The following is a 23,620-nucleotide window of genomic DNA, read 5'->3' as shown; positions in this document are numbered from 1 at the left end:
CGGCGCACCTTGGTGTCGGCTACGTGGCACCGCCGGCGGGGTGTTCGTTCGGCGGGGCGGCCACGGGTTTCGTGTTGAGCAGCCAGTGCAGGACGGCTGCCAGGACGCCGCCCACGAGTGGCGCGACGATGAAGAGCCAGACCTGTTCCAGTGCGTCGCCGCCCACCACGAGGGCGGGGCCGAGGCTGCGGGCCGGGTTCACCGACGTCCCGGTGACCGGGATGCCGAGCAGGTGGCACATGGCGAGCGCGAACCCGACGGTCAGCCCGGCGATCGTCGCGTTCGCCGTCTTGCCGGTCACGCTGAGGACGACGAACACGAACAGCGCCGTCAGCACGACCTCGATCAGGAACGCGCCGCCCCAGCCGATCTCCAGGGGACTGGCGTCGCCCCAGCCGTTCGCTCCGAGGCCCGTGGACCCGCGGCTGTAGAACGGCGAATCGGTGAAGGTCCCCCACAGGAGCAGCGCGCCGAGAATGCCTCCGGCGAACTGCGCGACCCAGTATCCGACCGCCTCGGTCACCGAAATACCGCGTGCCAAGAGCGCCCCGAGTGTCACCGCCGGGTTGACATGGCATCCGGAGATGGGTCCGAGCACGTACGCCAGGGCCAGGAGCACGAGGCCGAACGCAAGTGCGGTGGCGACCACGCCGGCGGCGAAGCTCTGCCCCGCGGTACCGAAACCGAAAGACAGTGTCGCCACGCCGACGGCGACATAGACGAGCAGTCCTGTTCCCAACAACTCCGCAGCCAGCTTACGGATCATGCCGCTGTCCTTCCCTGGGGGCGGGAGAATCCTTGATATTCCACATCAAATGAGGAAATCATGTGATTACTCAAAGCAAGTGGATATCGGGGCCGACCAGCCGAGAAGATCGCGTCCGTCCCCGGCCATCGCCCTCAGGAGGCGGACACCCGTCCGCGGGCGCGGCGGAATCCGGGGCCGGGCCAACGCGGTCGAGCGGTTCGAGCCTCACCCTGTCAATGGATTCGTGCTGCTGCGCGAGGCATCCGAGGCGACCGGGTCCGGCTACGACGGGCACATCTCGGCGCCCGAGCCGTGGGACCCGACCAGCCCGCGATGGCGAGCAGTGACTTGGCTGCCCCTGACTGAGCCTGACTACCCCTGACTGACCCTGACTGCCCTGGCCGACTGGTGAGGGCAGTCAGGCTTTTCCGGGGGCAGGTGTGCGCAGCCGCAGGAGTCGGCGGCCGGTGGCGAGGAGGCTGTCGCGCAAAGTGTCGTCGTCGAGGTGGGCCAGGCGCGGGTCGACCGGGGCGAGCGTGAGGCCGCTGCTGAGCATGACGGTGGTGGTCAGGGTACGGGCGTCGGGGTCTGGGCCGGCGAGCAACTCGGTGATGCGCCGGTCCAGTTCCCGCATGTCCGACCTGGCGCGCAGGACGCGGACGATGACGGGGTCGGCGAGCAGGGCGGCGTTGAGGTGGCGGTTGCCCACCACCAGGTCGACCAGGCCGGCCAGGATGGCCTCGGCCCTGTCGGCGCGCCGCCGTTGCCGTTCCGCCGCCTCGACCAGGGGGGTGAGCTGGGCGACGTAGGGGGCGATGATCGCGTGGACGAGGTCTTCCTTGGTGGGGAAGTGGTAGTAAACGGCGGCCTTCGTGACGCCGATCTCGTCGGCGATCATCTGTAGGGAAGTGCCGTTGACTCCGTGCAGGGAGATCAAGCTCAAAGCGGCGCTCCGCATCCGCTCGCGCGCGGTTCCCGCAGTGTCCTTGGGGGGCATCCGAGGGAGCCTAGCAATGCCCACCACAAGGTTGTCCTCCCATGGACGGAGGGGCTCCGTCTCGGCCACCGGGTTCCCGCGGCGTGCCGGCCGGGCAGGGAATACACCGGGTAACACACCGGGCGCCGGGCGCCGGGGAGACGGACAGCCATGGGCGAACGACGGCATTTTTTTTAAACGATCGGCTAGAGGAAAGCTAGCCGATCGTTTAACATCTCGGGTGCGTCGCCCGGTCCGGGCCAAGGCGCGGACGGAGGTGGAGGTGCAGGTGGATGGATCACACCCGCCGTGTCCTCGTCTCGGCCGCCCGCACCCCCGAACCGAGCCGTCGACGCGATCCCGGCCGTGCTCGTCCTGGCCTGCCGCATCCGCTCCCCCCCAAGGCCTTCCCTTCCGGCAGACGCATCGCCCCGACCGACGCCGCGGGACGAGAGCCGGAGACCGCCCATGGCCGTGCGCGACACGACAAGCCATCCACAACAGGAGACTGCGATGACCGGTGTGCGTACAGTCCGAAGCTTCTGCCGCGTCTGCACTTCGGTCTGCGGCATTCTCGTCGACGTCGACGGCGACGAGGTGGTCAAGGTGCGCGGCGACCGCGACCATCCGCTGTCCCAGGGCTACACGTGTCCGAAGGGCCGTGGGCTCCCGGGCATGCACCACCATCCGGACCGGATCGAACATCCGATGATGAAGATCGACGGCGCCCTCGCGCCGAGCACCTGGGACGCGGTTCTCGGCGATCTGGGCACGCGCGTACGCGAGATCATCGACCGCCACGGCCCCCAATCGGTCGGCGTGTTCTTCGGCAGCGGCATCGGCATGGACGCCGCCGGGTACCGCATGGCCCAAGCCCTGTACGCGGCCATCGGGACGCCCGCCAAGTTCAGCCCGCTGACCATCGACGGCACCGCCAAGACCCTCGTGGCCGACCTGGTCGGCGGCTCTGTGGCGCTGAGCGGCCGGCCCGACGACGGCAGCGCCTCGTTCATGATGTACGTCGGCAGCAACCCCGTCGTCTCGCACGGCCACACCGTCGCCATGCCCAACCCGACCGGCCATCTGCGCGAGGTGCGCGAGCACGCGGAGATCTGGGTCATGGACCCGCGCCACACCGAGACCGCGCGCCTGGCCGGCAACCACATTGCGGCGCGCCCGGGGATGGACTTCGCGGTGCTCGCCTATCTGGTCCGCGGGATCCTCCGGGACGGCGCCGACCGCGACTTCATCGCCCGGCACACCCAGGACTGCGACGTGCTGGCCGAGGCGGTCGAGCCGTACACGCTCTCCCGCGCCGCCGAGGTAGCCGACGTCCCCGAGGAGCAGCTCGTGCGCCTGCTCGAAGGGGTTCGTCGGGCCGGGCGCGTCGCGATCGGGACCGGAACCGGCGTCACGATGTCGGCGAGCGCGAACGTCACGGTATGGCTCACGTGGGCGCTGATGGCCGTCACCGGGTCGATGAACCGGCCGGGGGGTTTCTGGTTCCATCCCGGCTTCGGCTACCGGCTCGAAGACACCGAAATGCCCGTGTCGCCGGCCGAGGGCTCGTTTGGTCCCGGCGCCCCCAGCCGCCCGGAGACGCAGTCCTTCCTGGGCGAATGGCCGTGCGCGGTCCTCCCCGACGAGATCGACGCCGGGAACATCCGAGTCCTGCTGAACCTCGGCGGCCACCTGGTCACCGCGTTCCCGGACACGGAAAGGCTGATTCCGGCTCTCAAGAAGCTCGACGTCTTCGCGACCATCGAGATCATCGAGAACGAGACCACCGCCCTGTCGACGCATGTCCTGCCCACCAAGGACCAGTTGGAGCGGGCCGACGTGTCGCTGTGGGACTTCCTGAGCCCGCGCATCGCCGCGCAGCACACCCCCGCGATCGTCCCGCCGGTCGGCGACCGCCGGTCCACATGGTGGGTCATCTCCGAAATGGGCCGCCGCATGGGATACGACATCGACCCCGCCGGCCCGGACGTCGGCGACGACGAGCGGCTCGCACAGATCTCGTCGTACGGGCGGCGCCCCTACGACGAGGTGCTGGCCAACGGCTGGGCCGAGGTCGAACGCGAGTTCCCGGCACCTTGGGTCGACCGGCACATCGAACGCGTCGGCGGCTGGCGCCTCGCCCCCCGCATCCTCGTCGACCAGCTGGCCTCGCTCGCCGACACCGCCCCGCTGGTCATGGTGCCGCGACGGCAAAAGCGGCAGCTCAACTCGCAGTTCGGCTTCCTGGGCGAGCCGCCGCTCATTCTCATCCACCCGGACGACGCCGAGGCCGCGGGGGTGCTCGACGCACAGCCGGTGGTGGTCCGCAGCGCCACGGGTCAGTTGACCGGTGTCGCCAAGGCCGACCCGGTGATCCGCCGCGGGGCGGTGTCCGTCCCGCACGGGCACCAGGGCGCCAACGTCAACCGGCTCACCGACAAGGACGACATCGACCTGGTCACCGGCATGGCCCACTACTCCGGTATACCGGTCACCATCCACCCGGTCGAGTCAGCGTCCAAGCCTGAATCCGCGCCCGAGCCGCGCTGAGACAACCGCCGCGGACCGTACGGAACAAGGGACACGATGGCCGATCCCCAACCGCCGGCCGGCCCAGAAGCCCCCGGACCGAACCGCCCGGCCTTCCCCGGGGGCGACGTCCCCCCGCAGACGGTCCGCGGCGGCGGTACGGGCACGCCCACCGACACCGATGCCGTAGGGCGGCCCTGCTCCGGGGCCGCGCCTATTCGTGACACCTCCGGTCGTACGGTGGCGGACGGGATGATCCGGGCCCCGAAAGTCTGCGGCCCGGAAAGCACGGTCGCCCAGGCGCGCGACATCCTCCGCAACGACCACGTCCACGCCGTGCTGATCACCGAAGGTGCCGACCTGGTCTCCGTCGTGGAACGCCCGGACCTCGACACTCGGCCCGCGAACCTGCCGGCCCGCCTGACCGGTCGCCTCGACGGCCGCGTCATCGGACCGGACGCCGACCTGGAGGCCGTCCGGCGCTCCATGAGGAACACCGGGCGCCGCCGCCTCGCCGTCATCGACGAACACGGAAGGCTCCTCGGCCTGCTGTGCCTCAAACGCACCGGCCGCGGCTTCTGCTCCGACACCGACGTCCGGGCCCGTGCCGACGAACGCCGCACGACCACCACCCCGAACACCGACGAATGACCTGGCACCGGTCCGGGCCACCCGACAAAAAGGAGAGACATCGATGCCCGAAAAAGTTCACCGCGTCGTGCAATGGGCGACCGGAAACATCGGGAAGGCGTCCATCCGGCACATCGTGGACAACCCCGCCATGGAACTCGTCGGCGTACTGGTCACCGACCCTGACAAGGTCGGGAAAGACGCCGGACACATCGCGGGAATCGCCGACGTCCACGTTGCCGCGACGGACGACAAGGACGCGATAGTCGCGCTGGAGGCCGACTGCGTCCACTTCGCCCCGCTCGTACCGGACATCGACATGGTCTGCCGCCTGTTGCGCTCCGGAAAGAACGTCGTCTCCCCGGTCGGCCCGTTCCACCCGACCGAGCACGTCCGCGCGGACGTCGAAAAGATCGAGGCGGCATGCCGCGACGGCGGAGTCTCGTTCCACGGCTCCGGCATCCACCCCGGCTTCGCGGGCGACATCCTGCCGCTCACACTCGCCAGGCTCACGGGTCGGATCGACCACGTGCACGTGTACGAAATCGTGGACTTCCTGGCACATCCGTCGCCCTGGATGGAACGCATGGGCTTCGGGCGTGACCCGGAGGACCTGGCCGCCAACCCCAGCCGATCACCCGACGCGATCCACCACTTCGCGCAATCCATGGCCATGATCGCGGAAGGCCTCGGCAAGTCGATCGACGGCTTGAAGTCCGAGACGACATTCGCCATCGCACAAAAGGACATCGCACATCCGAACGGCGACATCCCCGCCGGTACCGTCGCCGGCCAGCACTACGAATGGACCGCACTGGCGGACGGCAAGCCGCTCATCACCTTCCACACCGTCTGGGCGGTCGGCCGCGAGGACATGGAACCGGCCTGGGATCACGGCGACGGCCGCTACCGCATCATCATCGACGGCGAACCGTCGCTGGAACTCACACTCGACGACAACCGCGACGGCGGCAGCCTGACCGCGTACGCCGGCCTGACAGCCATCCCCGCCGTCTGCGCCGCCGCCCCCGGCTTCGTGACACACCTCGGCCTCGGCGTCGTACGCCCCCGCGGCCTCATCCGCTGACCCACCGCGCCCAGAACAGCACCCATCGGCCCCTGAAGGGGTCGGACGGTTGGTCTGTCGGGTTCCGGGAGCCGCACGCCGGTGGGGAGTTCGCGCCACCTGCCGCGAGGGTGCGGGCGGGCGGATGGCAGCATGAGCCCCGATGCCTGCCGGCCGACCGCTCCGACTGCTGCGCGCCACGTTGTTCGCAGCGGTCTGCGTACTGCTCGCGCTGGTCGGCCATGCCTTCATGTCGGACACCCCGGTTCCCGAGTGGGCGGCCTTCGCGGCCTTCGCGGCGCTGACCGCGGTGGCCTGGGCCGCTGCGGCCCGTGAGCGCGGTCTGGTCGCGATCAGCGCCGGTGTGCTCACCACGCAGGCGGCCCTGCACACCCTGTTCGCGTTGACCCGACCAGGCGCCTCGGGACACGGACTCACCCGGGAACAGATCGAAGCCCAGTGGCTGCGGCTGTTGCTGTGCAACGAGGACGGCATCCCCGCCGACGCGGGACCGCAATGGTCGGCCGCGTCACTGCTGGACCGGATGGGTCTCGACCCCGCACTCGCCCGGCAGCCACCGCCCGTCCGGCATGCACACGAGATGCCGGACGGCGAAGTCATGAGCGCGATGGCGGCCCACCCCGGGCACGGCTCGGAAGCCGTGCTGCTGCACGGCGGCGTCGGCATGCTGGTCATGCACGCATTCGCGGCGTTCGGCTGTGCCTTGTGGCTGCGGCGCGGCGAGAAAGCCCTCTTTTACCTCCTCCGACTGTTGGCTGCGCGAACCAGCTTTGTGCTGGCCCTTGTTCGCCTGTGGACCGGGGGCTATGGAGTCCCCCCGGCCGCCCGCCACGCCCGTGCTCCGCACCGGCGGCCGAAGGCGACGCCGCGCTGGGCCTTCCGCCCGCTGAGCCGACGCGGCCCGCCGGCGCACGTCGCGATCTGACCTGCCCGCAGGAGCGCATTCTGAGCGCGCGTCCGCCGTCGATGGCGCACGCCCACCCGCGGGCAGGGGTCGCACGTTGACAGGACATGCCCTGCCCAAGGGAGCCGTCGTCGCCCGGCCGGCTCGATGCCGAGTTTCGTCTGCGTCGCCAGGCGATGAACTGCCATGTCCTGCACAGCCCGAGCCGCGCGACGCGGCCGGCCGTCAGCAGAAGACTCCGCGGTCGTGGCCTGCCCCTGTGCCGGTCACCGCCAGCGCACGCCCACAAGGACGTCGACCATGAAAACCTCGACCCAACCACCGCCACACGGAAACTGGGGTCACCCGCTTCCGGGTGCCGAAGCCACCCCTCCGGCTGGAGACATCGCCTCGCCGCCCGCGTCACCGCGCAGTGCGCCGAGCACCTGCTCGACGCCCGTCACCGGCGGTTCGGGCGCGCGCCGCACCGCCCGGCCCACGGCCGCCGCGGTGTCCGACCACTCCGCGCATCCCGAACAGGCGGCCATGTGCTCGCGAGCCGCGGCCGATTCCTCGATGCCGGCTTCGGCATCGAGCGCCGCGGAGAGTACTTCCCGCCATTGCGTGCAGTCCATGACGTCATGGTCTCCGATCCGCATCGGGAACCATTACCTCAAAGGAGCACGGTGGACGACTCCGAGGTGACCGCGCACGCCCTCGCAGCCGGCCGGGGAACCCCCGGCGCCGTCGAGGAGTTCGTCCGAAGCACCTACCGTGACCTGTGGCGCTTCCTGGCCTATCTGAGCGACGTGCAAAGCGCCGACGACCTCACCCAGGAGACCTATCTGCGGGCCTGGACGGCGCTGCCTCGCTTCACCGGCCGCTCCTCCGCCCGCACCTGGCTCCTGGCGATCGCCCGCCGCGTCGTGGTGGACAGGTACCGCGCGGCGTCTTCGAGGCCGCGCACCACCGAAGTCGCCGACTGGGCCGACCTCGTCGAACGCCGGCAGGACAAGGGGGTGCCCGGATTCGACGAAGGCGTTGCGCTCACCGACCTGTGCCGCACACTCCCACCGCAACGGCGCGAGGCATTCGTCCTCACCCAAGTGATCGGGCTCGACTACGCGGCAACCGCGCAGATCCTGGGCTGCCCCATAGGAACGGTCCGTTCACGGGTCGCCCGGGCACGGGACGACCTCGCGCTACTGCTCCGCGCCGCCGAACAAATCGGTGACCGGCCGACGGCACGGTCGACCTGACGGGGCCGGGGCCTGGAGCCGGGGCCTGGAGCCGGGGCCGACCACACCGCACGAATCGGCCCTCGGCTCCAGGCCGGACGCGAACTCCCGGTTGTCCTTGGTCGTTCGGCCCGTATCCGGACATCTCCGCCGCCTCCCCCGCCTGACCCATCCGATCCCGCCGGGGCCGCCGATTCACAGCAGGATGGCGCCTACCACGCAACCGACCTGTGTCCCTGATCGTCTTCTCGCTGACAGGTGAAGAACTTGGGGGGCAAAGTGAACAAAACAGCAAAGGCCGCAGCGATCGTCGCACTCGGCGCGGCGTTGGCAACGGCGGCACCGACCGCGGCGCACGCGGCCGGTGGCGGGGCGGGAACGGTCACGGTCGAGCGCGGGCACGCGCTTTCGTGTTCGGGCGCGGCCGAAGGCGTCTCGGCGTACGTGGAGTTGTACGAGAACTCCGCCTACGGCGCGCACGCGAACGTTGTCGTGGAGACCCCGTCCGGTGAGTACGGCGGCGGCTTCGGACCGGAAACGACGAGCCTGTTCAAGCGGGGCAGCGTCCAGGCGGACGTGGAGATCGGCCCGCTCGGCGAGGAGCCGGCAGGAGATCGGTACACCCTCGTCGTCGAGGGCACATACGAGCGCGCCGGTCGCCCGGAGCGTGTGGACGAGGTGATCGAGGACGCCGGGCAACGCATCGTGACCAAGGGCCGCAAGTCGCCTCTGGCGGCTCAGGTTTCCGTCACCGTCCTGGGCAAGACCGTTCCGCTTTCATGCGACACGGCCTTCGCCTTCGACCTGGTCGTGCGGCGGACGTCCCTCTGACACGGATCGGTTCCGGATGACACCGGGGCGCCGGCCTCGCGGTGCGGGGGAGCTCCGCACGGCCGGCGCCCTTTGCCTGTGCGGCGTCCGCGCGGACGCCGCCGTTGCCTTTCTCCCGGTCCCACCCGCTGAGTCCGTCAGGCGGGGCCGGAGTCCGGGGTGACAGGGCACCGCACGCATCGTGACCAGCGGGTCGCCGGTTCAGCCGGCGGCTATACGGCCGAGGAGTTGCAGGAACGCGGCGTCGCCGTCCCACCGGCCCTTCTGCTGCGCTTCGACCAAGCGTCCGCGCAGGTCGCGGGCTCTCGCGGCGGCCTTGTCCTCTTCGCCGCTCCGCAGATTCGCGACAATCTCGTTCACGTCACTGCGGGTCGACCGGGCCAGGTTCGGCTGCATGCCGGCCGACGCGGTGGTGTAGGCGGCGCTCAGATCTGCGGCCAGGTCGGCCTGTGGTGTCACCGGGGGTGTGGTGGTCGCCGGCGCGGAGGTCGGCGCCGAGGTCGTCGGGGTGGGGGACGCCGTGGTCGGTGAGGCGGCAGCCGATGGTGCCGCGGCTTCGGAGGCGGTTGCCGTCCCCGGTGAAGCCGGGAGGGAGGGGCCGGGCAAGGTGGGGGCGCCGGTGGTGGCCTTTGCCTCGGGTGCCTCGGAACCACCGCCGGTGTCGATGGCGACCAGGAGCCCGATCACCAGCCCGACGGCCAGCAGGGCACCGACCAGCCCCGCGGCGAGCATCAGACCACGCCGGTCACGACGACCATCCGAATGCGGCACGTGCTCGTCTTCGGTCGCGGGCTGGAGCAGCGCGGTGGGCGGGTCGTCGGCGGCTGCCGACGGTACGGGCGGCAGCAGTTGCGTGGCGCCCGGATCCGCCCCGGCGGCCTGCCCGGCCGGGGCGGTGCCCGCGATGCCGGCGAGCATCGCCGCGGTCGCGGCGGCCGAATCCGGCCGGTCGTGCGGGTTCTTCGCCAGGAGCCGGTCCACGAGCGTGGCGAACTCCTTGGGGACGTCCGGTCGTAGCTGTCCCAGTGGGGTCGGCAGTTCGCGAACGTGCCGGTGCAGCACGCTTGTCGGCGCGTCACCGGCGAACGGCGGCTGTCCGGTCAGGGCCTCGTACAGCACACAACCCAGCGAGTACAGGTCCGCCGCCGGGCGGGGCGGATGCCCCAAAGCACGCTCGGGCGCGGTGTACGCGGCCGTACCCACCAGCTCCACACGACCCGCGACCGGGCCGCCGTCGGACGTGGAATTCGGCCCGGTGGCCGCAACGCCGAAGTCGACCACCTTCACCACGTGGTCCTCGGTGACCAGCAGGTTCGACGGCTTGACGTCGCAGTGGACCACCTGCGCCCGGTGCGCCGCCGCCAACGCGTGCGCGGTCTGCGCACCGATGTCGGCCGCGGTCGGCCACGGCAGCGGACCCCCGACCAGCAGCTCGCGCACGCTCGCCCCGTGCACCAGCTCCATCACGAGAAAGTCGCGCCCGTCCGTGGCACGGCCGACGTCGTGGACCGCGGCGATGTTCGGGTGTGTCAACCGCGCGACCGCCCGTGCCTCGCGACGCAGCGGTCGGCCGCCACGCGGGTCGTCGGACGGGTCGGCGGCCGGGCCCGCAGGCGGGGAGGTGAGCAGCTTGACCGCGACCGTACGCTCCAACTCGGCGTCCCAGGCCTCCCACACCTCGCCCATCCCGCCGCGGCCGAGCAGAGTCGTGACGGTGTAGCGGTCGCCGAGCAGTTGCCTCTGCACAGGGTCTCCATCCTCCCGAACTCCGTCCCCCGCGCTCCCGGCCGGACACCGGCGCACCGCCGGACCTTACCAACGCGCCTTGAAGCCCTCCCCCGACCGGTTCGGGAGGCGGTGAGGAGCCGTCTGGGGCGGTGTCGAACTCCCGGCGCGCTACGACAAGTTCACGTTCAAAGTGGAGCCGGGGCACGCCGTCCGCCGGCTTCGGGACGGCCTGGAGGCGCCCGGTTTGCCTTCGTCGAAGGCGCGCCCCGCTGCCGGCGTTGCGCCTCGTCCTCACCAGGCGGACGGGATGACCTTGTTGGTTAATTGCAAATTTCTTCAATTCCTTACATGATGGTTCATGCGCGCGTCGGATGGGCTGCCCGATGGGCCGTGAGGGTCGTCCGGCCTCGTCGCGTGCGGCCGATCGCGTTGTCGGGCACGCGGGCGGCACAACGGTCGGTCCTGCGGCGCGGTCCGCGACGCGTTCCTGCGGACGAGGAAGGACGCCGGAGCGATGGCGGAACGGGCGTACACCAATCCCTTCGAACGAACGGAGCAGGCCGGTTGACCCCTGCGAAGCGGACGGGCGACGAACACGCCGAAGCGGTACGCGGCCGGGTGCGGAAGGCCCGCGCGGATTTGGCCGCGGCAGCCGCGTCCCGCAACGCGTCCGCGGTGCGGGACGCCGTGGACGAGATGGAGGAGGCGCTGGCGCTCGCGCGGATCGAACGCGTCGAGGTGCCCGCGGGCGAGGACGGCCGAACGGCGAACGGCAGCGGCGCTGCCGCATGTGAGGAGGAAAGAAGGTGACTGTGGTGCCGGTTCCGCTGTACCAGGCGAAGGCGGAGTTCTTCCGCATGCTCGGCCACCCGGTGCGCATCCGGGTTCTGGAGCTGTTGCAGAACGGGCCGATGCCCGTGCGTGACCTGCTGGCCGCGATCGAGATCGAGCCGTCCAGCCTGTCCCAACAGCTCGCGGTGTTGCGCCGCTCGGGCATCGTCACCTCCAGCCGGGACGGCGCGACCGTGGTCTACCAGCTCGCCGGTGGCGACGTCGCCGACCTCATGCGGGCCGCGCGCCGCATTCTCACCGAGATGCTCGCCGGGCAGCACGAACTGCTGGAGGAACTGCGCGAGGCGGAGGCCGCCGCACAGTGAGCACGTGGTGTCGTCCGGCATGGCGCCGGTTGCGTTCCCTCCTGCCCGTACGCGCCGACGTGGCGGCGATGCGCCGACAGCCGCGCCGGGACCTGATGGCCGGGTTCACCGTGGCCATTGTCGCGCTGCCGCTCGCCCTCGGATTCGGAATCTCCTCGGGGCTGGGCGCGGAGGCGGGGCTGGCGACCGCCGTCGTGGCGGGTGTGCTGGCGGCGGTGTTCGGCGGGTCGAACCTCCAGGTGTCCGGTCCGACCGGCGCGATGACGGTCGTACTCGTACCGATCGTGCACAAGTACGGCGCGAACGGTGTCCTGACCGTGGGCTTCCTGGCCGGGCTGCTGCTGATCGGGCTGGCCCTGGTTCGTGCGGGCCGCTACATGGCCTACATCCCCGCCCCGGTGGTCGAGGGGTTCACGCTCGGCATCGCCGGGATCATCGCCTTGCAGCAGGTCCCGGCCGCGCTCGGCGTGCCGGTGCCCGAGGGCGACAACACCGCGGTCGTGGCGTGGCGCACCGTCCGGGACTTCGCGAGCGGACCGCACGGCGCGGCTCCGGTGCTGGCCGTATCGGTGGCGGTCGTCATGCTGCTGGGTGCGCGTCGGCGCCCCACCGTGCCGTTCTCCCTGCTCGCGGTCGCCGCCGCGACCGTGTCCGCGCAAGTTGCGCACCTCGATGTGGCGCGGATCGGCGAACTGCCCGCCGGACTCCCGGCTCCGGACTTCGGGTTCGTCGACGCCTCGGCGTTGTCCTCGCTGCTCGCCCCCGCGGTCGCGGTCGCGGCGTTGGCGGCGCTGGAGTCGCTGCTGTCGGCGACCGTGGCAGACGGCATGACGGTCAATCAGAAGCACGACCCCGACAGGGAGTTGTTCGGCCAAGGGATCGCCAACCTGGCCACCCCGCTGTTCGGCGGGGTGCCGGCCACCGCGGCGATCGCCCGGACCGCGGTGAACGTGCGCAGCGGCGCCGGGTCGCGACTCGCCGCGATCACCCACGCGGTGGTACTGGCAGGCGTGGTGTTCGCCGCCGCCCCGCTGGTGGAGAGAATCCCCCTTGCCGCGCTCGCCGGGGTGCTGCTGGCCACCGCGATCCGCATGGTGGAGGTCGGCTCGGTCCGCGCGATGGCCCGCGCGACCCGTTCGGACGCGGTGATCCTGGTGGCGACCGCCGCCGCCACCTTGGCGCTGGACCTGGTCAAGGCGGTCATCCTGGGGCTGCTGGTCGCCGGGGCGCTGGCGCTGCGCGCGGTCGCGAAGGACGCCCGGTTGGAGAACGTGCCGCTGCACGACGACCTTTCCGAGGACCACAGCGCGGAGGAACACGCGCTGCTGGCCGAGCACATCGTGGCGTACCGCATCGACGGCCCGCTGTTCTTCGCCGCCGCGCACCGCTTCCTGCTGGAGCTGTCCGACGTCGCCGATGTCCAGGTGGTGATCCTGCGCATGTCCCGGGTCAGCACCATCGACGCCTCGGGCGCGCTCGTCCTGGGGGACGCGGTCGACCGCCTCGAAGCCCGGGGCATCGCCGTGTACGTCTCCGGCATCAGGCCCGACCACCACCGCACCCTCGACGCCCTCGGGGTCGTCGACCACTTGCGGACGGCAGGACGGGTGTTCGCCACCACCCCGGAGGCGATCGCCGACGCGCGGAGGCACCTTCACGACGCCGGGATCCTGCCCGTCGGCGCCGGCCACGACACAACCGCCGAGGACGGCGCCGGGATCACCGCAGAAATCGGCCGATGGGAGCGTGCCCGATGACCGCCTCCGGCTCGTCCGCTCCGCGCCTCGTGGAGGTCTCCGGCGCCGAGGCCCTGTGGCTGCTGGACGGCTCCACCGTCGGCCGCCTGGTGTTCACCCTGCACGGTCTGCCCGCGATCCGTCCCGCCCGGCACGTCCTCGAACACGGCGCCCTGGTCGTGCGCGCCGCGATACCCGCCGCCGCACTGTCCGGCTCCGCCGACAGGCCGGCGATCCTCGCGTACCACGCCGACGAGATCGACCCGGCAGCCGCGCACGGATGGTCCGTCACCGCGCTCGGCCCGGCCACACCGGTCACCGACCCGCACATCGAGGCGCACCACCGCCGCAACCTGCCCGGCTGGGCACTCGGCCCGCACGACACCCTGCTGCGGCTGCACCCGCAGAGCGTCACCGGCCACCGGCTCGTCCGCCCCGCCCACTCCGTCCCCGACAAGCAGCGCCGCGGGAGCACGCGATGACCCTGCCGACCGCCGCGCACCGCCGGCATGTGCTGACCGCTCCGACTCTTCCGGCCACCGTCGCCCTGGCCCGCCGGACCGGCGAGCAGACCTGGACCGCCTGGGGTGTCGCCCCCACCCACCTCACCCTCGGCCAGGCGCTGCTGATCCTCACCGAGCTCGTCACCAACAGCGTCAGGCACGCCGCTCCGGCCTCCCCCAGCCTCGACGTCATCTACGCCCATGCCGACGGCGTCCTGGCCTTCGGCGTCCACGACCGCCACCCCTTCCTGCCGCGCTTCACCCCCACCACCGACCGGGCCGGACGCGGCCTGGACCTCATCGCCGAACTCGTCAACGAACTCGGCGGCACGCACATCGCCCGTCCCGACATCGACGAACGCGGCAAGACCATCTGGATCACCCTGCCGATGTGACCGGCCACCATGCCCGCGCAACCCCATGCCGAGAGGCCGACACCATGCCGTACGAAATCACCGTCATCACCCCCGACGGAATCCCGGTTCCGCCCAGGCGCGCCGACGCCGCGACGGTCCGCGCCGCACTCGACCGAGCCGCCATCGACGGCGCCAACCTGCGCATCCGCCCCACCGCCCCCGGCGGTGCCCGCGAGGACAGCGTCGAACCGCTCTCGCGCGACGGGGAGCCGTCATGACCGACCGGCGCCACGATCCCCCGCACTCCCCGACCACCGCGCCGGGCCCGCCCGTCCGGCGCGGACAATCCCAGAGAGACATCGAACGGGGCATCATCCGCTGGATGCTCGTGTTCTTCTTCGGCACGCACCTCGTCGGCGGCGCCATCTGGCTCGCGATCTACCTCACGGGCCACGGCGGAACCTGACCCTTGCGTCGCCGTGGTCGCCGCTTCCGAAGGTCGGCTCATTGGCGACGCATGTCCCATGCGTCGTCCAGGCTATGCGGGACGGCCGGTTGCCTGTGTGTCGTCTTCCTCGGCATCCCGCCAGGCCTGGTACGCGTTCACCGCGGTGGGCAGGGTCGGGAAGATCCGTGCCGGCCCTATGGATTCGATCAGACCGTAGGCGTCCAGGTCTTTGTGCAGATCCTGCTTGACCCGGGCCAGGGCGAAGGTTATGCCGCGCTCGGTCAGTTCCCGGCGCAGGGAGTCGAGCGAGTCCAGCGCGGTGATGTCGACTTCGACGTTGGCCTCGGTATTGAGGACGAACCACCGTACCGGGGAGCTTTCCTCGGCGACGGCGGCCAGGGCGCGGCGGCGGAAGTCCTCGGCGTTGGCGAAGAACAGCGGCGAGTCGTAGCGGTAGACCACCAGCCCCGGGATGGTGCGGGCGTGCGGGTAGTCCTCGATGTCGTGCATGCCGGCCACGCCTGGCACGATCCCTTGGACGGCATCGTGCGGGCGCGCGACCCGGGTCAGCAGTTCGGCCACCGACAGGCCGACGGCCACCAGCACCCCGTACAGGATGTCGAGGGCGAGGACCCCGGCGAGGCAGCCGAGGGCCAGCAGGAGTTCCCGGCGGCGGAAGGACGCCAGCCGCCGGAAGCCCGCCAGGTCGAGCATCCGGACGGCGGCGTAGACGACGAGCGCGCCGAGCACGGCCTTCGGTACGTACCGGAGAGGCGTGCCGAGGAAAAGCAGCACCGCGAGGACGCACGCGCCCGCGATGAGGGCGTACGCCTGCGTCCGGGCGCCGGATGCCTGGGCGAGCGTGGTCCGGCTGGCACTGCTGCTCACCGGGAAGCCGTGCAGGAGGCCCGAGCCGAGATTGGCGGTGCCCAGCGCGAGCAGCTCCTGGTTCGCGTCGAGGCGTTCCCCTTTGTCGGTGGAGGCGAAGGCGCGGCCGGTGAGGATCATGTCGGTGTAGCCGACGAGGAGCACGCCGGCGGCGGGGAGCGCGAGTTGGTGCAGCTCGCCGAGGTCCGGTGCGGAGAACTCGGGGAGTCCGGAGGGGATGGTGCCGACCAACTCGACCCCGTGCCGCTCCAGGTCGAGGACCGCCACCAGGATGGCGCCGAGCACGACGATCAGCAACGGCGCCGGCACGCGGGGGAAGAAGTACGCCGTGGCGAACAGCAGCAGCAACGCGCCGGCGCTGACGACGACGGTCGCCGTCTCCGCCTCGGGCAGCCGCCTCAGAAACGACCACACCTGGGGAAAGAAGCCGTCGCCGTCGACCGGCACCCCGGTCAGCTTGGCAAGCTGGTCCACGATCATGAGCAGCGCGACGCCGGCGAGGTAGCCGATCAGGACGGGGCGCGAGAGCAGGTCGGCGACGAAACCGAGGCGGGCGGCCCACGCGATCAGACACAACCCCCCGATCACGACGGCGAGTTTCCCGGCGAGGACCGCGTAGCGCCCGGCGTCCCCGGCCGCGAGCGGTGCGACCACGGTCGCGGTCATCAGGGCGGTCGTCGACTCCGGCCCGGCCGACAGCAGCCGGGAGGACCCGAGCACAGCGTAAATCCCGATGGCGGGCAGGATCGCCCACAGTCCGGCGACCGGTGGCAGGCCGGCGATGCTGCTGTAGGCCATGACCTGAGGCACCAGGTACGCGGCAACCGTCACACCGGCGACGACATCCCCGCGAAGCCAACCAAGCCGATACTCCCTCAGCACGGCGACTCCGGGCATCCCGGGGACAAAACGGCGCCGGCTCGGCCCGTCGGAGCCAGGGGGCTGGGCCATGTGCCTCCTTCCACCGCGTTGCCGCAAGGCAACGCCTCGAACCTGGGGCCGTACGACGCGGACGCCCGCCGCCCGCGTCGCCTCGGGTCGGGGTGGCCCGACGATCCGCTTGGCGGGTGCGAGGATTCTGACCGAGCGCTGACCCGGCGGTTGCGGCGGGTGCCGTGGCCCGGTACGGGAAGCAGAAGAGTCGATGCTTCGGACTTGCGGCGCAGGACCGGCCTCACCGGTCGTCCCGGCTCCCCGGCCCGAGCGGCTTCCGCGTCGGCATCGGCCGGCAGGACGACGGGACGATAGGCGGGCAGAACGGGTAACCCGCTTGCGAGCAGTTGCACAGGGCCGAGCAGCCGTGGCGAGGCGGTCGGCCGTGGCACAGAGTCGAAAGCAGCGACCGGCACCGGGTCGGCCGCGGAAGGGAACCGGACATGCCCAGCGTTCCGACGAACGCGCCCATCGTCGTCGGTGTCGAGGACACCGACGCCGGGCGGCTGGCCGCGGCCTGGGCCGCGGACGAGGCCGCGCTGCACGGTCGGCCGCTGCGCCTGGTCCGCGCGCTCGACTGGCCGTTCGGTGCGGACGAGTCGCTTGCCCCCAAAGCCCCCTGGGAGACCTGGCACAGCCGTTATCGGGACGCCAACCGGCGCTTCCTGAACGAAGTACGGACCGCGGCGCTGGCCCGGCACCCGAATCTGCACGTCGACGAGCGGCTGACGGACGGAACCGCGGAGCACGTGCTCGGGGAAGCGGCCGAGGGAGCGTCCATGGTCGTCCTCGGCTCGCGTCACCTGTCGTCTCTGCGCGAGGCGTTCACCACCGGGAGCGTCGCGGTTCCGGTGATCGCGCACGCCTCGTGCCCGGTGGCCGTCATCCGTCATGCCCCACACAGCGACGCCACGCCCACGCCGCCCACCGTCGTCGTGGGCGTGGACGGATCCCGGGGCGCGGACCTCGCCATGGAGTTTGCGTTCGACGAGGCGTCCGCGCACGGTGCTTCGGTGCTCGCGGTCCTCGCCTGGTCGTTCCCGCTGGGCACAGGCGCCACCATGGTCGCGGACGCCGCCGCCCGCGACTCCCGGGAGACGCTGGAGCGCTCCCTCACCTCGTGGACGGCCCGGTATCCGGACGTCCCGGCTCATGGCGAGGTTCGTGCGGGGCATCCGGTACGCATGTTGACCGAAGCGTCCGAAGACGCGCTGTCGCTGGTCGTGGGCTCCCGCGGCGTGGGCGGGTTTCGCCGCATGCTCCTCGGCTCGGTGAGCCACGGGCTCGTGCACCACGCCCGCTGCCCGTTGGTCGTCGTCCCGAGCGGGTCCGACGATGCGTGAACCCGAAACCCGGTCCGCCGCCAAGCCGGCGGCACAGGACCCGTTCGGCGGCCTCACCACCCGGGAGGCCGCCGAACGACTGTCCGAATACGGCCCCAACAGCGTCGCGCGCGGCGCCCGGACTCCGCTGTGGGCACGCGTCGTCGCCCAACTGCGCGACCCGCTGGTGCTCGTACTGCTGGGCGCCGCGGTGTTGACCGCGCTCACCGGCGACTTCGCCGACACCGCGGTGATTCTGCTGGTCGTCACGGTGAACACCGTCGTCGGTGTCATTCAGGAGGTACGTGCCGACAAGGCCGTGACGGCGCTGTCGGACTTGTCCGCGCCGACCGTCCGCGTGCGGCGCGACGGCGGCGAGACGGAGATCCCCTCGGCCGACGTGGTGCCCGGCGACGTCGTGCTCCTCGAAGAGGGCGACATCGTCCCCGCGGACGCCGATCTCCTCGACGCGTCCGCGCTGCTCGTGGACGAGTCGACGGTGACCGGCGAATCGGTCCCCGTCGACAAGACCGCCCCGGCGACCGCCGCGGGCAGCGGTGCGAAACCCGACCGACCCGATCCGGCCGGCCGGCTCCAGGCCGGGACGGTCGTCGCCCGCGGTCGCGGTGTCGGCCTGGTCACCGCCACCGGCGCGGCGTCGACGCTCGGGCGGATCGCGGCCCTGATGACCGGACGGCCCGGCCCCACGCCCCTGCAACGCCGCCTCGCCCAGCTCGGGCGTGTGCTGGCGGCGGTCGTGATCGCGCTGTGCGTCGTGGTGTTCGTCCTCGGCCTGCTGCGCGGCCGGCCGGTCGAGGAGATGGCGGTCACCGCGATCAGCCTGGCCGTCGCGGCGGTCCCCGAGTCGCTGCCCGCGGTCGTCACGCTCGGACTCGCCCTCGGCGCACGCCGCATGGCCGCGCGCCGGGCGATCGTCCGCAACCTGCCCGCCGTCGAGACGCTGGGATCGGTGACGGTCCTGGCGACCGACAAGACCGGCACCCTGACCGAGGGGCGCATGGTCGCGCAGCGGCTGTGGACGCCGTACGGCACCGCCGACCTGAGCGGGACTGGCTACGCACCCATCGGCGAAGTCCTCGTCGACGGACGCCGCGCCGACACGCGGGACGCCCACCTGCGCGAGCTGCTCACCGCAGCCGCCCTGTGCAACGACGCCGCCTTGGTGCCACCCGCGGCAGAAGCCCCCGACGCATCCTGGACAACCCTCGGCGACCCGACCGAGGCGGCGCTGCTGACCGCGGCGGCCAAGCTCGGGCTCGACCGCGACGACCTGCGCGCCGAACACCCCCGTGTCGCGGAGGCGCCCTTCGACAGCGCCCGCAAGCGCATGACCACCGTTCACCGGGACCGCGCCGGCCGAATCCGGGCCGTCCTCAAGGGCGCTCCCGAGGTCGTACTCGCACCGGAGTTCGTCGAAGGCACAGCCGAACTGCTCGCCTCGGCACGCGATGCCGCCGACCGACTCGCCGCCCAAGGCCACCGTGTGCTCGCCGTGGCGACACGGAACCTCGACGCGGTCCCGGCCCGGGCCGAGGACGTCGAGAACACCATGTCCCTGCTGGGCCTGGTCGCGATCAGCGATCCCCCCAAGCCGTCGGCCCGCGAGACCGTTCGCGCGTGCCGCTCAGCCGGCATCACCGCCGTCATGATCACCGGTGACCACCCCGCGACCGCCCGCGCCATCGCGAGCCGCCTGGGCATCGCCGACGACGACGCCGAGGTGCTGACCGGGGCCGAACTCCCGGACGCCGCACCGTCCCAGGTCGTCGCGACGCGCGTGTTCGCCCGTACGACGCCGGAACAGAAACTGGAGATCATCCAGGCCTGGCGCGCCGACGGCGCGGTCACCGCGATGAACGGCGACGGCGTCAACGACGGCCCCGCGCTCCGACAGGCCGACATCGGCGTCGCGATGGGCCGCCGCGGCACCGAAGTCGCACGGCAGGCGGCCGACCTCGTGCTCGCCGACGACGAAATCGGCACCGTTGTCGCGGCGGTCGAGGAAGGCCGCCGCGTCTACACCAACATCCGCCGCTTCCTGTTGTACGGCCTCGCGGGCGGCGCGGCCGAGATCGCCGTCATGCTGCTCGGCCCCGCGTTCGGGCTGGCCGTCCCACTCGTCGCCGCCCAGATTCTGTGGATCAACCTTCTGACCCACGGCCTGACCGGCGTCGCCCTCGGCGCAGAACCGACCGAACCGCACAGCATGCGCCGCCCGCCGCGCCCACCCGGCCAAAGCATCCTGGGCGACGGCCTGTGGCAGCGCATCCTCGTCCTCGGCGCGGTCGTCACCGCGGTCACCCTCGCCGTCGGCACCTGGGCCGACCACGACCAACGCCCTTGGCAGTCGATGCTCTTCATCACCCTGCTGTTCGCCCAGCTCGGCATTGTCATGGGCCTGCGCGACCGGCCGCTGACCCGCGACAACCCCTCCCTGCCCGCCGCCGTCCTCGGCTCCGTCGCACTCGGTCTGCTCGCCCTGTACGTCCCCGTCCTCCAAGAACTGCTGAAGACCGAAGCGCTCAACACCACCGAACTCGCCACCACCCTCCTCGGAGCCGTCACCGGCTTCGCCGCCGCCCGCACACAGCGACGCCTGCGCGCCCCCGGATGAACCGGTCCTCGGGGCCGCGCCGCGAACAGCTCGTCCTACCCGGTCGAGGGCCGGGCGTAGGTCAGGAAGGCCGCGCCGCTGTCCAGGACGGTGTGGTCGGTCAACCGCCAGTTGCGCGGATCGAACGTCGCGCTGCGGCCGAACAGCGGGATGCCGGTGCCGATGGTCAGGGGGGCGAGCTTGATGACGAGCCGATCGATCTCCGGGTAAAGGGCGCCGGCCAGTTCCCCGCCCCCGATCAGCCAGATGTCCTTGCCGTCCTGCTGCTTCAGTTCCCGGACCTTGGCGATCGGATCGCCGGTGACCAGCTCGACGGCTGGATCCGGGCTTTCGGTCAGGGTTCGGGAGAACACCAGGTGACGCAGGTGCGGGTAGGCGTCGGTGACGCCGGCGTCGAGACCGATCTGGTACGTCTTCCGCCCTCCGATGACGGTGTCGAAGCGGGTGCCCTCGGCGGTGATGCCGAGTGCCTGACGGGCCGGGCCGGGCAGGGTCTCGGGGTACTCGGTGGCGAGATGCTCCAGGTAGTCGCCCGGGACCGGCCAGAAACCGTCGGGGCCGGTGGGGTCGGCGCCGTCCGGGCCGGCGATGTGGCCGTCGAGGGTGGAAGCGATGTAGTACACAAGTTCGCGCATGGACATGCTCCGATTGAAGTACTCTGACTGAAGTACTTTGAAATTACTACTTTGCTTGGAGTGGTGTCAATGGCCCGCAGGAACGACGAACGGAGAGCGGCACTGGTCGACGCCGCCATCGAGGTCCTGGCCAGGGAGGGTGCGCGGGGGCTGACCCTGCGGGCGGTGGACGCCGCGGCCGCGGTGCCGCCCGGGACAGCGTCCAACTACTTCGCCAACCGAGACGACCTGCTCACCCAGGCGGGCGCACGGGTGTACGAGCGGCTTCAGCCCGACGAGGCGATGATCGCCCGCCATCGGTCGGCCGGTACGGACCGGGAGACCTACGCCACGTTGATGCGCGAGCTCGTGGAGCGGGTCAGCGCCTTCCGCACCGGCTACCTGGCGCTGCTCGAACTGCGCTTGGAGGCCACCCGGCGCCCGGGGCTGCGCGCCGTACTCACCGAGCGCGTACGTGCCGATGTCGCCGCCAACGTGGCCTACAACGAGGCGTCCGGCCTACCCGGCGACGCAACCGCCGTACGGCTGCTCTACCTGGCGCTCAACTGGCTCATCGTCGAACAACTCACCCTGCCCGACGTGTTCACCGCCGCCGAACGCGACCAACTCGTCAACGCGGCCGTCGACCGAATCGTGAACTCCTGACCCGGCACCACCAAACCGACATCGACCGCCTTGAGTCGCAGCAGCTTGCATACCTCCGGTGGGAGGAAGTGGTGCCTGGAGCGTGTCTCAACGCGAATCGCAAAAACGCCTGTACCTGTCCCTGGCTTGTTCCGCGTTGCGGCCGCTCCCGGTCAACTTGTCCTTATCCCCACCGTAGGGCTCGTCCTTGTTGGTTGTCTCGAACGCGAGGTTCGCCGCAGATAATGTGATGGCGCTTCCACAACTGACGAATACCGCGGAATCAGAATTCCGCCCCAGATAGAGCAGCCAAGGATCTTGTAGTCTCGCCTGCACATCGGGTTTCACATCGGACTGGAGGACTCTGGCGTATCGCGCTTTGACATCCAGAAATGGGTATTCGAGGATGGTTGCCGCCTTGACGTTCTTGCCGGCAAGAACGCTTTCCTGGCGGGCTTGCACGGCACCGAATTCGACAAGCGCCATTGCCATCACGATAGCGAATAGGCCGACTGCCGACCTGAACCAGAAGTTCCTCTTGCGTTCGGCGACCACACGAGGAGCGACATCTTGATACCGACGATCGCGCCACGTCTCCCTGGTGGATCCGACGAGCCAGAAGCCAAGGGCAAAGGTCCCCAGGAATAGTCCTACCCCTGCTTTCGGCAGAATGGCGGGGGGATCGTTCAGAATCGCCCAGGGGTAGGCCCATTCAAAGGAGCGGTACGCCGCGAAAGCGAATGCCAGGGCGCAGGCAGAAAAGGCGGTGAGCGAAGTCCGTCTGCCAGACGGGAACCTGACCGCGAGAGACCCCGCACAGAACACCACGATCATGATCGCCAGAACAATCCCTCCTGTCCTGGCGAGGATATTGAGGCGATTGAGGCCGACCTGCTCCGGCTGTACACCAAATTCCTCATAGAAGTGAATGTAGGCCGCGTTGATGAATACGAATACGAGCCCGGCCGCCAGGGAAGTGCCGCCGACGGCTGCCTGGAGCACGGTGGTGACCTGATCCTTCGGAGACGCGTCCCGCTCCGTCACGGGCACCTCCAGGGCCGATTGGAACTTTCACCGTGCCGTCCCGTGATTCGTGTTTTCAAGGCGCGTTGCTCCGTTGGCGGCAACGATTTCCTCCATCGGGCGACGCAAAGACCCTGCGGGACAGGTGGCAGGCAGCCCCGCGCCTCGGCCCGCCGAGGACCTATCGGCCCGGCCCGCAGCGAACCTGCCACGACAGCAGGCCCATCCGCTACGGCTGTACCGGGCCATCGGCGGTTCCTCGTCAGGTCGGCCGCCAATGGGCCGCCGACCTGACGGACACCAGCGCTGCACGAGCAAGCGCGGACAAAGTAGCGATGTTTTGCGCCCTGGTCGCGCTCAGGTGTTGCGTTTCCGTGAGTTCCACCAGGCTGCCGCGCGGTCGACGGCGAGGCGGTCGGCCCACAGGTCTGCCGGGTCGTCCGGCATCAGCAGTTCGGGCACCTCCATGCGGTCCTCGATCGTCGCCTCGCGGGCGAGCCTGGCGCCCGCGTCCGCCACGCGGCTCTCCTGTAGGCCGGACGCGGCGAGCAGGGACGCGGACAGTCCGGTGCCGCCGCGACCGATCAGGTACGCGTCCCGGGGTTCGAAGCCGAAGGTGAGCAGCGTCGCCCGCTCGACCGACAGGTCGGCCGCCTCGGCGAAGGCCTCGATCGAGGCGGTGGGCCACGGCGCGGGCCCGCGCTCGTCCA

The 23,620-nt window shown here is 70.9% G+C and carries 24 protein-coding genes; 16 read left to right on the top strand and 8 right to left on the bottom strand.

Annotated features, from left to right (window positions below; all coding sequences use genetic code 11):
- Positions 1–19: 19 nt before the first annotated feature.
- Positions 20–766 carry an aquaporin gene (locus tag ACRX5W_RS21085; protein ID WP_436789774.1) on the bottom strand — a complete coding sequence of 249 codons (747 nt, stop codon included), beginning with the start codon at positions 764–766 and terminating at the stop codon, positions 20–22.
- A 400-nt stretch (positions 767–1,166) separates the two neighbouring features.
- A complete protein-coding gene (locus tag ACRX5W_RS21080; RefSeq protein ID WP_436789773.1) occupies positions 1,167–1,745 on the bottom strand; it encodes a TetR/AcrR family transcriptional regulator in 579 nt (192 codons plus the stop codon).
- A 492-nt stretch (positions 1,746–2,237) separates the two neighbouring features.
- Between ACRX5W_RS21080 and ACRX5W_RS21075 the strand changes: the two genes are divergently transcribed.
- From ACRX5W_RS21075 to ACRX5W_RS21060, 4 genes are all read left to right on the top strand, one after another.
- The gene (locus ACRX5W_RS21075; protein WP_436789772.1) at positions 2,238–4,274 is read left to right on the top strand and encodes a molybdopterin-containing oxidoreductase family protein; all 2,037 of its coding nucleotides are present in this window, start codon (positions 2,238–2,240) and stop codon (positions 4,272–4,274) included.
- A 231-nt stretch (positions 4,275–4,505) separates the two neighbouring features.
- On the top strand, positions 4,506–4,904 hold the full coding sequence (locus ACRX5W_RS21070) for a CBS domain-containing protein (RefSeq protein WP_436789771.1): 399 nt from the start codon (positions 4,506–4,508) through the stop codon (positions 4,902–4,904).
- 43 nt (positions 4,905–4,947) lie between these two features.
- On the top strand, positions 4,948–5,970 hold the full coding sequence (locus ACRX5W_RS21065; RefSeq protein ID WP_436789770.1) for an NAD(P)H-dependent amine dehydrogenase family protein: 1,023 nt from the start codon (positions 4,948–4,950) through the stop codon (positions 5,968–5,970).
- A 142-nt stretch (positions 5,971–6,112) separates the two neighbouring features.
- Entirely contained in the window at positions 6,113–6,895 is a 783-nt protein-coding gene (locus ACRX5W_RS21060) for a hypothetical protein (protein ID WP_436789769.1), read from the top strand.
- A gap of 320 nt (positions 6,896–7,215) precedes the next feature.
- On the opposite strand, the gene ACRX5W_RS21055 is transcribed toward ACRX5W_RS21060, so the two are convergent.
- Positions 7,216–7,488, bottom strand: coding sequence for a zf-HC2 domain-containing protein (locus ACRX5W_RS21055; protein ID WP_436789768.1), 273 nt, complete (start codon positions 7,486–7,488; stop codon positions 7,216–7,218).
- A gap of 6 nt (positions 7,489–7,494) precedes the next feature.
- Here ACRX5W_RS21055 and ACRX5W_RS21050 point away from each other — a divergent pair, with 6 nt between their 5' ends.
- Both ACRX5W_RS21050 and ACRX5W_RS21045 read left to right on the top strand, forming a co-directional pair.
- Positions 7,495–8,112, top strand: coding sequence for a sigma-70 family RNA polymerase sigma factor (locus tag ACRX5W_RS21050; protein WP_436789767.1), 618 nt, complete (start codon positions 7,495–7,497; stop codon positions 8,110–8,112).
- Between the two features lie 258 nt (positions 8,113–8,370).
- Positions 8,371–8,922, top strand: a complete 552-nt coding sequence (locus ACRX5W_RS21045) for a hypothetical protein (RefSeq protein ID WP_436789766.1) — start codon at positions 8,371–8,373, stop codon at positions 8,920–8,922.
- Positions 8,923–9,123: 201 nt separating this feature from the next.
- Here the strand turns inward: ACRX5W_RS21045 and ACRX5W_RS21040 are convergent, their stop codons facing one another.
- Positions 9,124–10,668, bottom strand: coding sequence for a serine/threonine-protein kinase (locus tag ACRX5W_RS21040; RefSeq protein ID WP_436789765.1), 1,545 nt, complete (start codon positions 10,666–10,668; stop codon positions 9,124–9,126).
- 546 nt (positions 10,669–11,214) lie between these two features.
- On the opposite strand from ACRX5W_RS21040, the gene ACRX5W_RS21035 reads away from it, so the two are divergent.
- From ACRX5W_RS21035 to ACRX5W_RS21005, 7 genes are all read left to right on the top strand, one after another.
- Entirely contained in the window at positions 11,215–11,460 is a 246-nt protein-coding gene (locus tag ACRX5W_RS21035) for a hypothetical protein (RefSeq protein WP_436789764.1), read from the top strand.
- Positions 11,461–11,465: 5 nt separating this feature from the next.
- Positions 11,466–11,807 (top strand): ArsR/SmtB family transcription factor, encoded by a 342-nt coding sequence (locus tag ACRX5W_RS21030; RefSeq protein ID WP_436789834.1) that lies wholly within the window; start codon positions 11,466–11,468, stop codon positions 11,805–11,807.
- Positions 11,808–11,875: 68 nt separating this feature from the next.
- Entirely contained in the window at positions 11,876–13,564 is a 1,689-nt protein-coding gene (locus ACRX5W_RS21025) for a SulP family inorganic anion transporter (protein ID WP_436789833.1), read from the top strand.
- Entirely contained in the window at positions 13,561–14,025 is a 465-nt protein-coding gene (locus ACRX5W_RS21020; protein ID WP_436789763.1) for a pyridoxamine 5'-phosphate oxidase family protein, read from the top strand. The genes ACRX5W_RS21025 and ACRX5W_RS21020 overlap by 4 nt, the downstream gene beginning before the upstream one ends.
- On the top strand, positions 14,022–14,441 hold the full coding sequence (locus tag ACRX5W_RS21015) for an ATP-binding protein (RefSeq protein WP_436789762.1): 420 nt from the start codon (positions 14,022–14,024) through the stop codon (positions 14,439–14,441). Before ACRX5W_RS21020 ends, ACRX5W_RS21015 begins: the two co-directional genes overlap by 4 nt.
- 44 nt (positions 14,442–14,485) lie before the next feature.
- Complete coding sequence (locus ACRX5W_RS21010; protein WP_436789761.1) at positions 14,486–14,680, top strand: hypothetical protein; 195 nt, start codon at positions 14,486–14,488, stop codon at positions 14,678–14,680.
- Positions 14,677–14,868, top strand: coding sequence for a DUF6126 family protein (locus ACRX5W_RS21005; protein WP_436789760.1), 192 nt, complete (start codon positions 14,677–14,679; stop codon positions 14,866–14,868). Before ACRX5W_RS21010 ends, ACRX5W_RS21005 begins: the two co-directional genes overlap by 4 nt.
- 72 nt (positions 14,869–14,940) lie before the next feature.
- Here the strand turns inward: ACRX5W_RS21005 and ACRX5W_RS21000 are convergent, their stop codons facing one another.
- On the bottom strand, positions 14,941–16,689 hold the full coding sequence (locus tag ACRX5W_RS21000; protein ID WP_436789759.1) for a SulP family inorganic anion transporter: 1,749 nt from the start codon (positions 16,687–16,689) through the stop codon (positions 14,941–14,943).
- A 425-nt stretch (positions 16,690–17,114) separates the two neighbouring features.
- Here ACRX5W_RS21000 and ACRX5W_RS20995 point away from each other — a divergent pair, with 425 nt between their 5' ends.
- Positions 17,115–18,014 (top strand): universal stress protein, encoded by a 900-nt coding sequence (locus ACRX5W_RS20995; RefSeq protein WP_436789758.1) that lies wholly within the window; start codon positions 17,115–17,117, stop codon positions 18,012–18,014.
- Entirely contained in the window at positions 18,007–20,628 is a 2,622-nt protein-coding gene (locus ACRX5W_RS20990) for a cation-translocating P-type ATPase (protein ID WP_436789757.1), read from the top strand. Before ACRX5W_RS20995 ends, ACRX5W_RS20990 begins: the two co-directional genes overlap by 8 nt.
- A 35-nt stretch (positions 20,629–20,663) precedes the next feature.
- Here the strand turns inward: ACRX5W_RS20990 and ACRX5W_RS20985 are convergent, their stop codons facing one another.
- Positions 20,664–21,263 (bottom strand): dihydrofolate reductase family protein, encoded by a 600-nt coding sequence (locus tag ACRX5W_RS20985; protein WP_436789832.1) that lies wholly within the window; start codon positions 21,261–21,263, stop codon positions 20,664–20,666.
- Between the two features lie 69 nt (positions 21,264–21,332).
- Here ACRX5W_RS20985 and ACRX5W_RS20980 point away from each other — a divergent pair, with 69 nt between their 5' ends.
- Entirely contained in the window at positions 21,333–21,908 is a 576-nt protein-coding gene (locus tag ACRX5W_RS20980) for a TetR/AcrR family transcriptional regulator (RefSeq protein WP_436789756.1), read from the top strand.
- An 87-nt stretch (positions 21,909–21,995) separates the two neighbouring features.
- On the opposite strand, the gene ACRX5W_RS20975 is transcribed toward ACRX5W_RS20980, so the two are convergent.
- Complete coding sequence (locus ACRX5W_RS20975) at positions 21,996–22,931, bottom strand: hypothetical protein (protein ID WP_436789755.1); 936 nt, start codon at positions 22,929–22,931, stop codon at positions 21,996–21,998.
- Between the two features lie 336 nt (positions 22,932–23,267).
- Positions 23,268–23,620: hypothetical protein (locus tag ACRX5W_RS20970; RefSeq protein WP_436789754.1), on the bottom strand; the 353-nt coding region annotated here is incomplete at its 5' end.

Origin of the sequence: Yinghuangia sp. YIM S10712, from assembly GCF_051388935.1 — a bacterium.
Classification (GTDB): domain Bacteria; phylum Actinomycetota; class Actinomycetes; order Streptomycetales; family Streptomycetaceae; genus Yinghuangia.
The sequence above is the reverse complement of the archived record's forward strand: the minus strand, read 5'-3'. Positions and strand labels throughout refer to the sequence as shown.

Excerpts from the sequence above, each read along its gene's own strand:
- ACRX5W_RS21085 (WP_436789774.1), bottom strand. The coding sequence starts at position 766 with ATGATCCGTAAGCTGGCTGCGGAGTTGTTGGGAACAGGACTGCTCGTC.
- ACRX5W_RS21080 (WP_436789773.1), bottom strand. The coding sequence starts at position 1,745 with ATGCCCCCCAAGGACACTGCGGGAACCGCGCGCGAGCGGATGCGGAGC.
- ACRX5W_RS21075 (WP_436789772.1), top strand. The coding sequence starts at position 2,238 with ATGACCGGTGTGCGTACAGTCCGAAGCTTCTGCCGCGTCTGCACTTCG.
- ACRX5W_RS21070 (WP_436789771.1), top strand. The coding sequence starts at position 4,506 with ATGATCCGGGCCCCGAAAGTCTGCGGCCCGGAAAGCACGGTCGCCCAG.
- ACRX5W_RS21065 (WP_436789770.1), top strand. The coding sequence starts at position 4,948 with ATGCCCGAAAAAGTTCACCGCGTCGTGCAATGGGCGACCGGAAACATC.
- ACRX5W_RS21060 (WP_436789769.1), top strand. The coding sequence starts at position 6,113 with ATGCCTGCCGGCCGACCGCTCCGACTGCTGCGCGCCACGTTGTTCGCA.
- ACRX5W_RS21055 (WP_436789768.1), bottom strand. The coding sequence starts at position 7,488 with ATGGACTGCACGCAATGGCGGGAAGTACTCTCCGCGGCGCTCGATGCC.
- ACRX5W_RS21050 (WP_436789767.1), top strand. The coding sequence starts at position 7,495 with ATGGTCTCCGATCCGCATCGGGAACCATTACCTCAAAGGAGCACGGTG.
- ACRX5W_RS21025 (WP_436789833.1), top strand. The coding sequence starts at position 11,876 with ATGCGCCGACAGCCGCGCCGGGACCTGATGGCCGGGTTCACCGTGGCC.
- ACRX5W_RS21020 (WP_436789763.1), top strand. The coding sequence starts at position 13,561 with ATGACCGCCTCCGGCTCGTCCGCTCCGCGCCTCGTGGAGGTCTCCGGC.
- ACRX5W_RS21015 (WP_436789762.1), top strand. The coding sequence starts at position 14,022 with ATGACCCTGCCGACCGCCGCGCACCGCCGGCATGTGCTGACCGCTCCG.
- ACRX5W_RS21010 (WP_436789761.1), top strand. The coding sequence starts at position 14,486 with ATGCCGTACGAAATCACCGTCATCACCCCCGACGGAATCCCGGTTCCG.
- ACRX5W_RS21005 (WP_436789760.1), top strand. The coding sequence starts at position 14,677 with ATGACCGACCGGCGCCACGATCCCCCGCACTCCCCGACCACCGCGCCG.
- ACRX5W_RS21000 (WP_436789759.1), bottom strand. The coding sequence starts at position 16,689 with ATGGCCCAGCCCCCTGGCTCCGACGGGCCGAGCCGGCGCCGTTTTGTC.
- ACRX5W_RS20995 (WP_436789758.1), top strand. The coding sequence starts at position 17,115 with ATGCCCAGCGTTCCGACGAACGCGCCCATCGTCGTCGGTGTCGAGGAC.
- ACRX5W_RS20990 (WP_436789757.1), top strand. The coding sequence starts at position 18,007 with ATGCGTGAACCCGAAACCCGGTCCGCCGCCAAGCCGGCGGCACAGGAC.
- ACRX5W_RS20985 (WP_436789832.1), bottom strand. The coding sequence starts at position 21,263 with ATGCGCGAACTTGTGTACTACATCGCTTCCACCCTCGACGGCCACATC.
- ACRX5W_RS20980 (WP_436789756.1), top strand. The coding sequence starts at position 21,333 with ATGGCCCGCAGGAACGACGAACGGAGAGCGGCACTGGTCGACGCCGCC.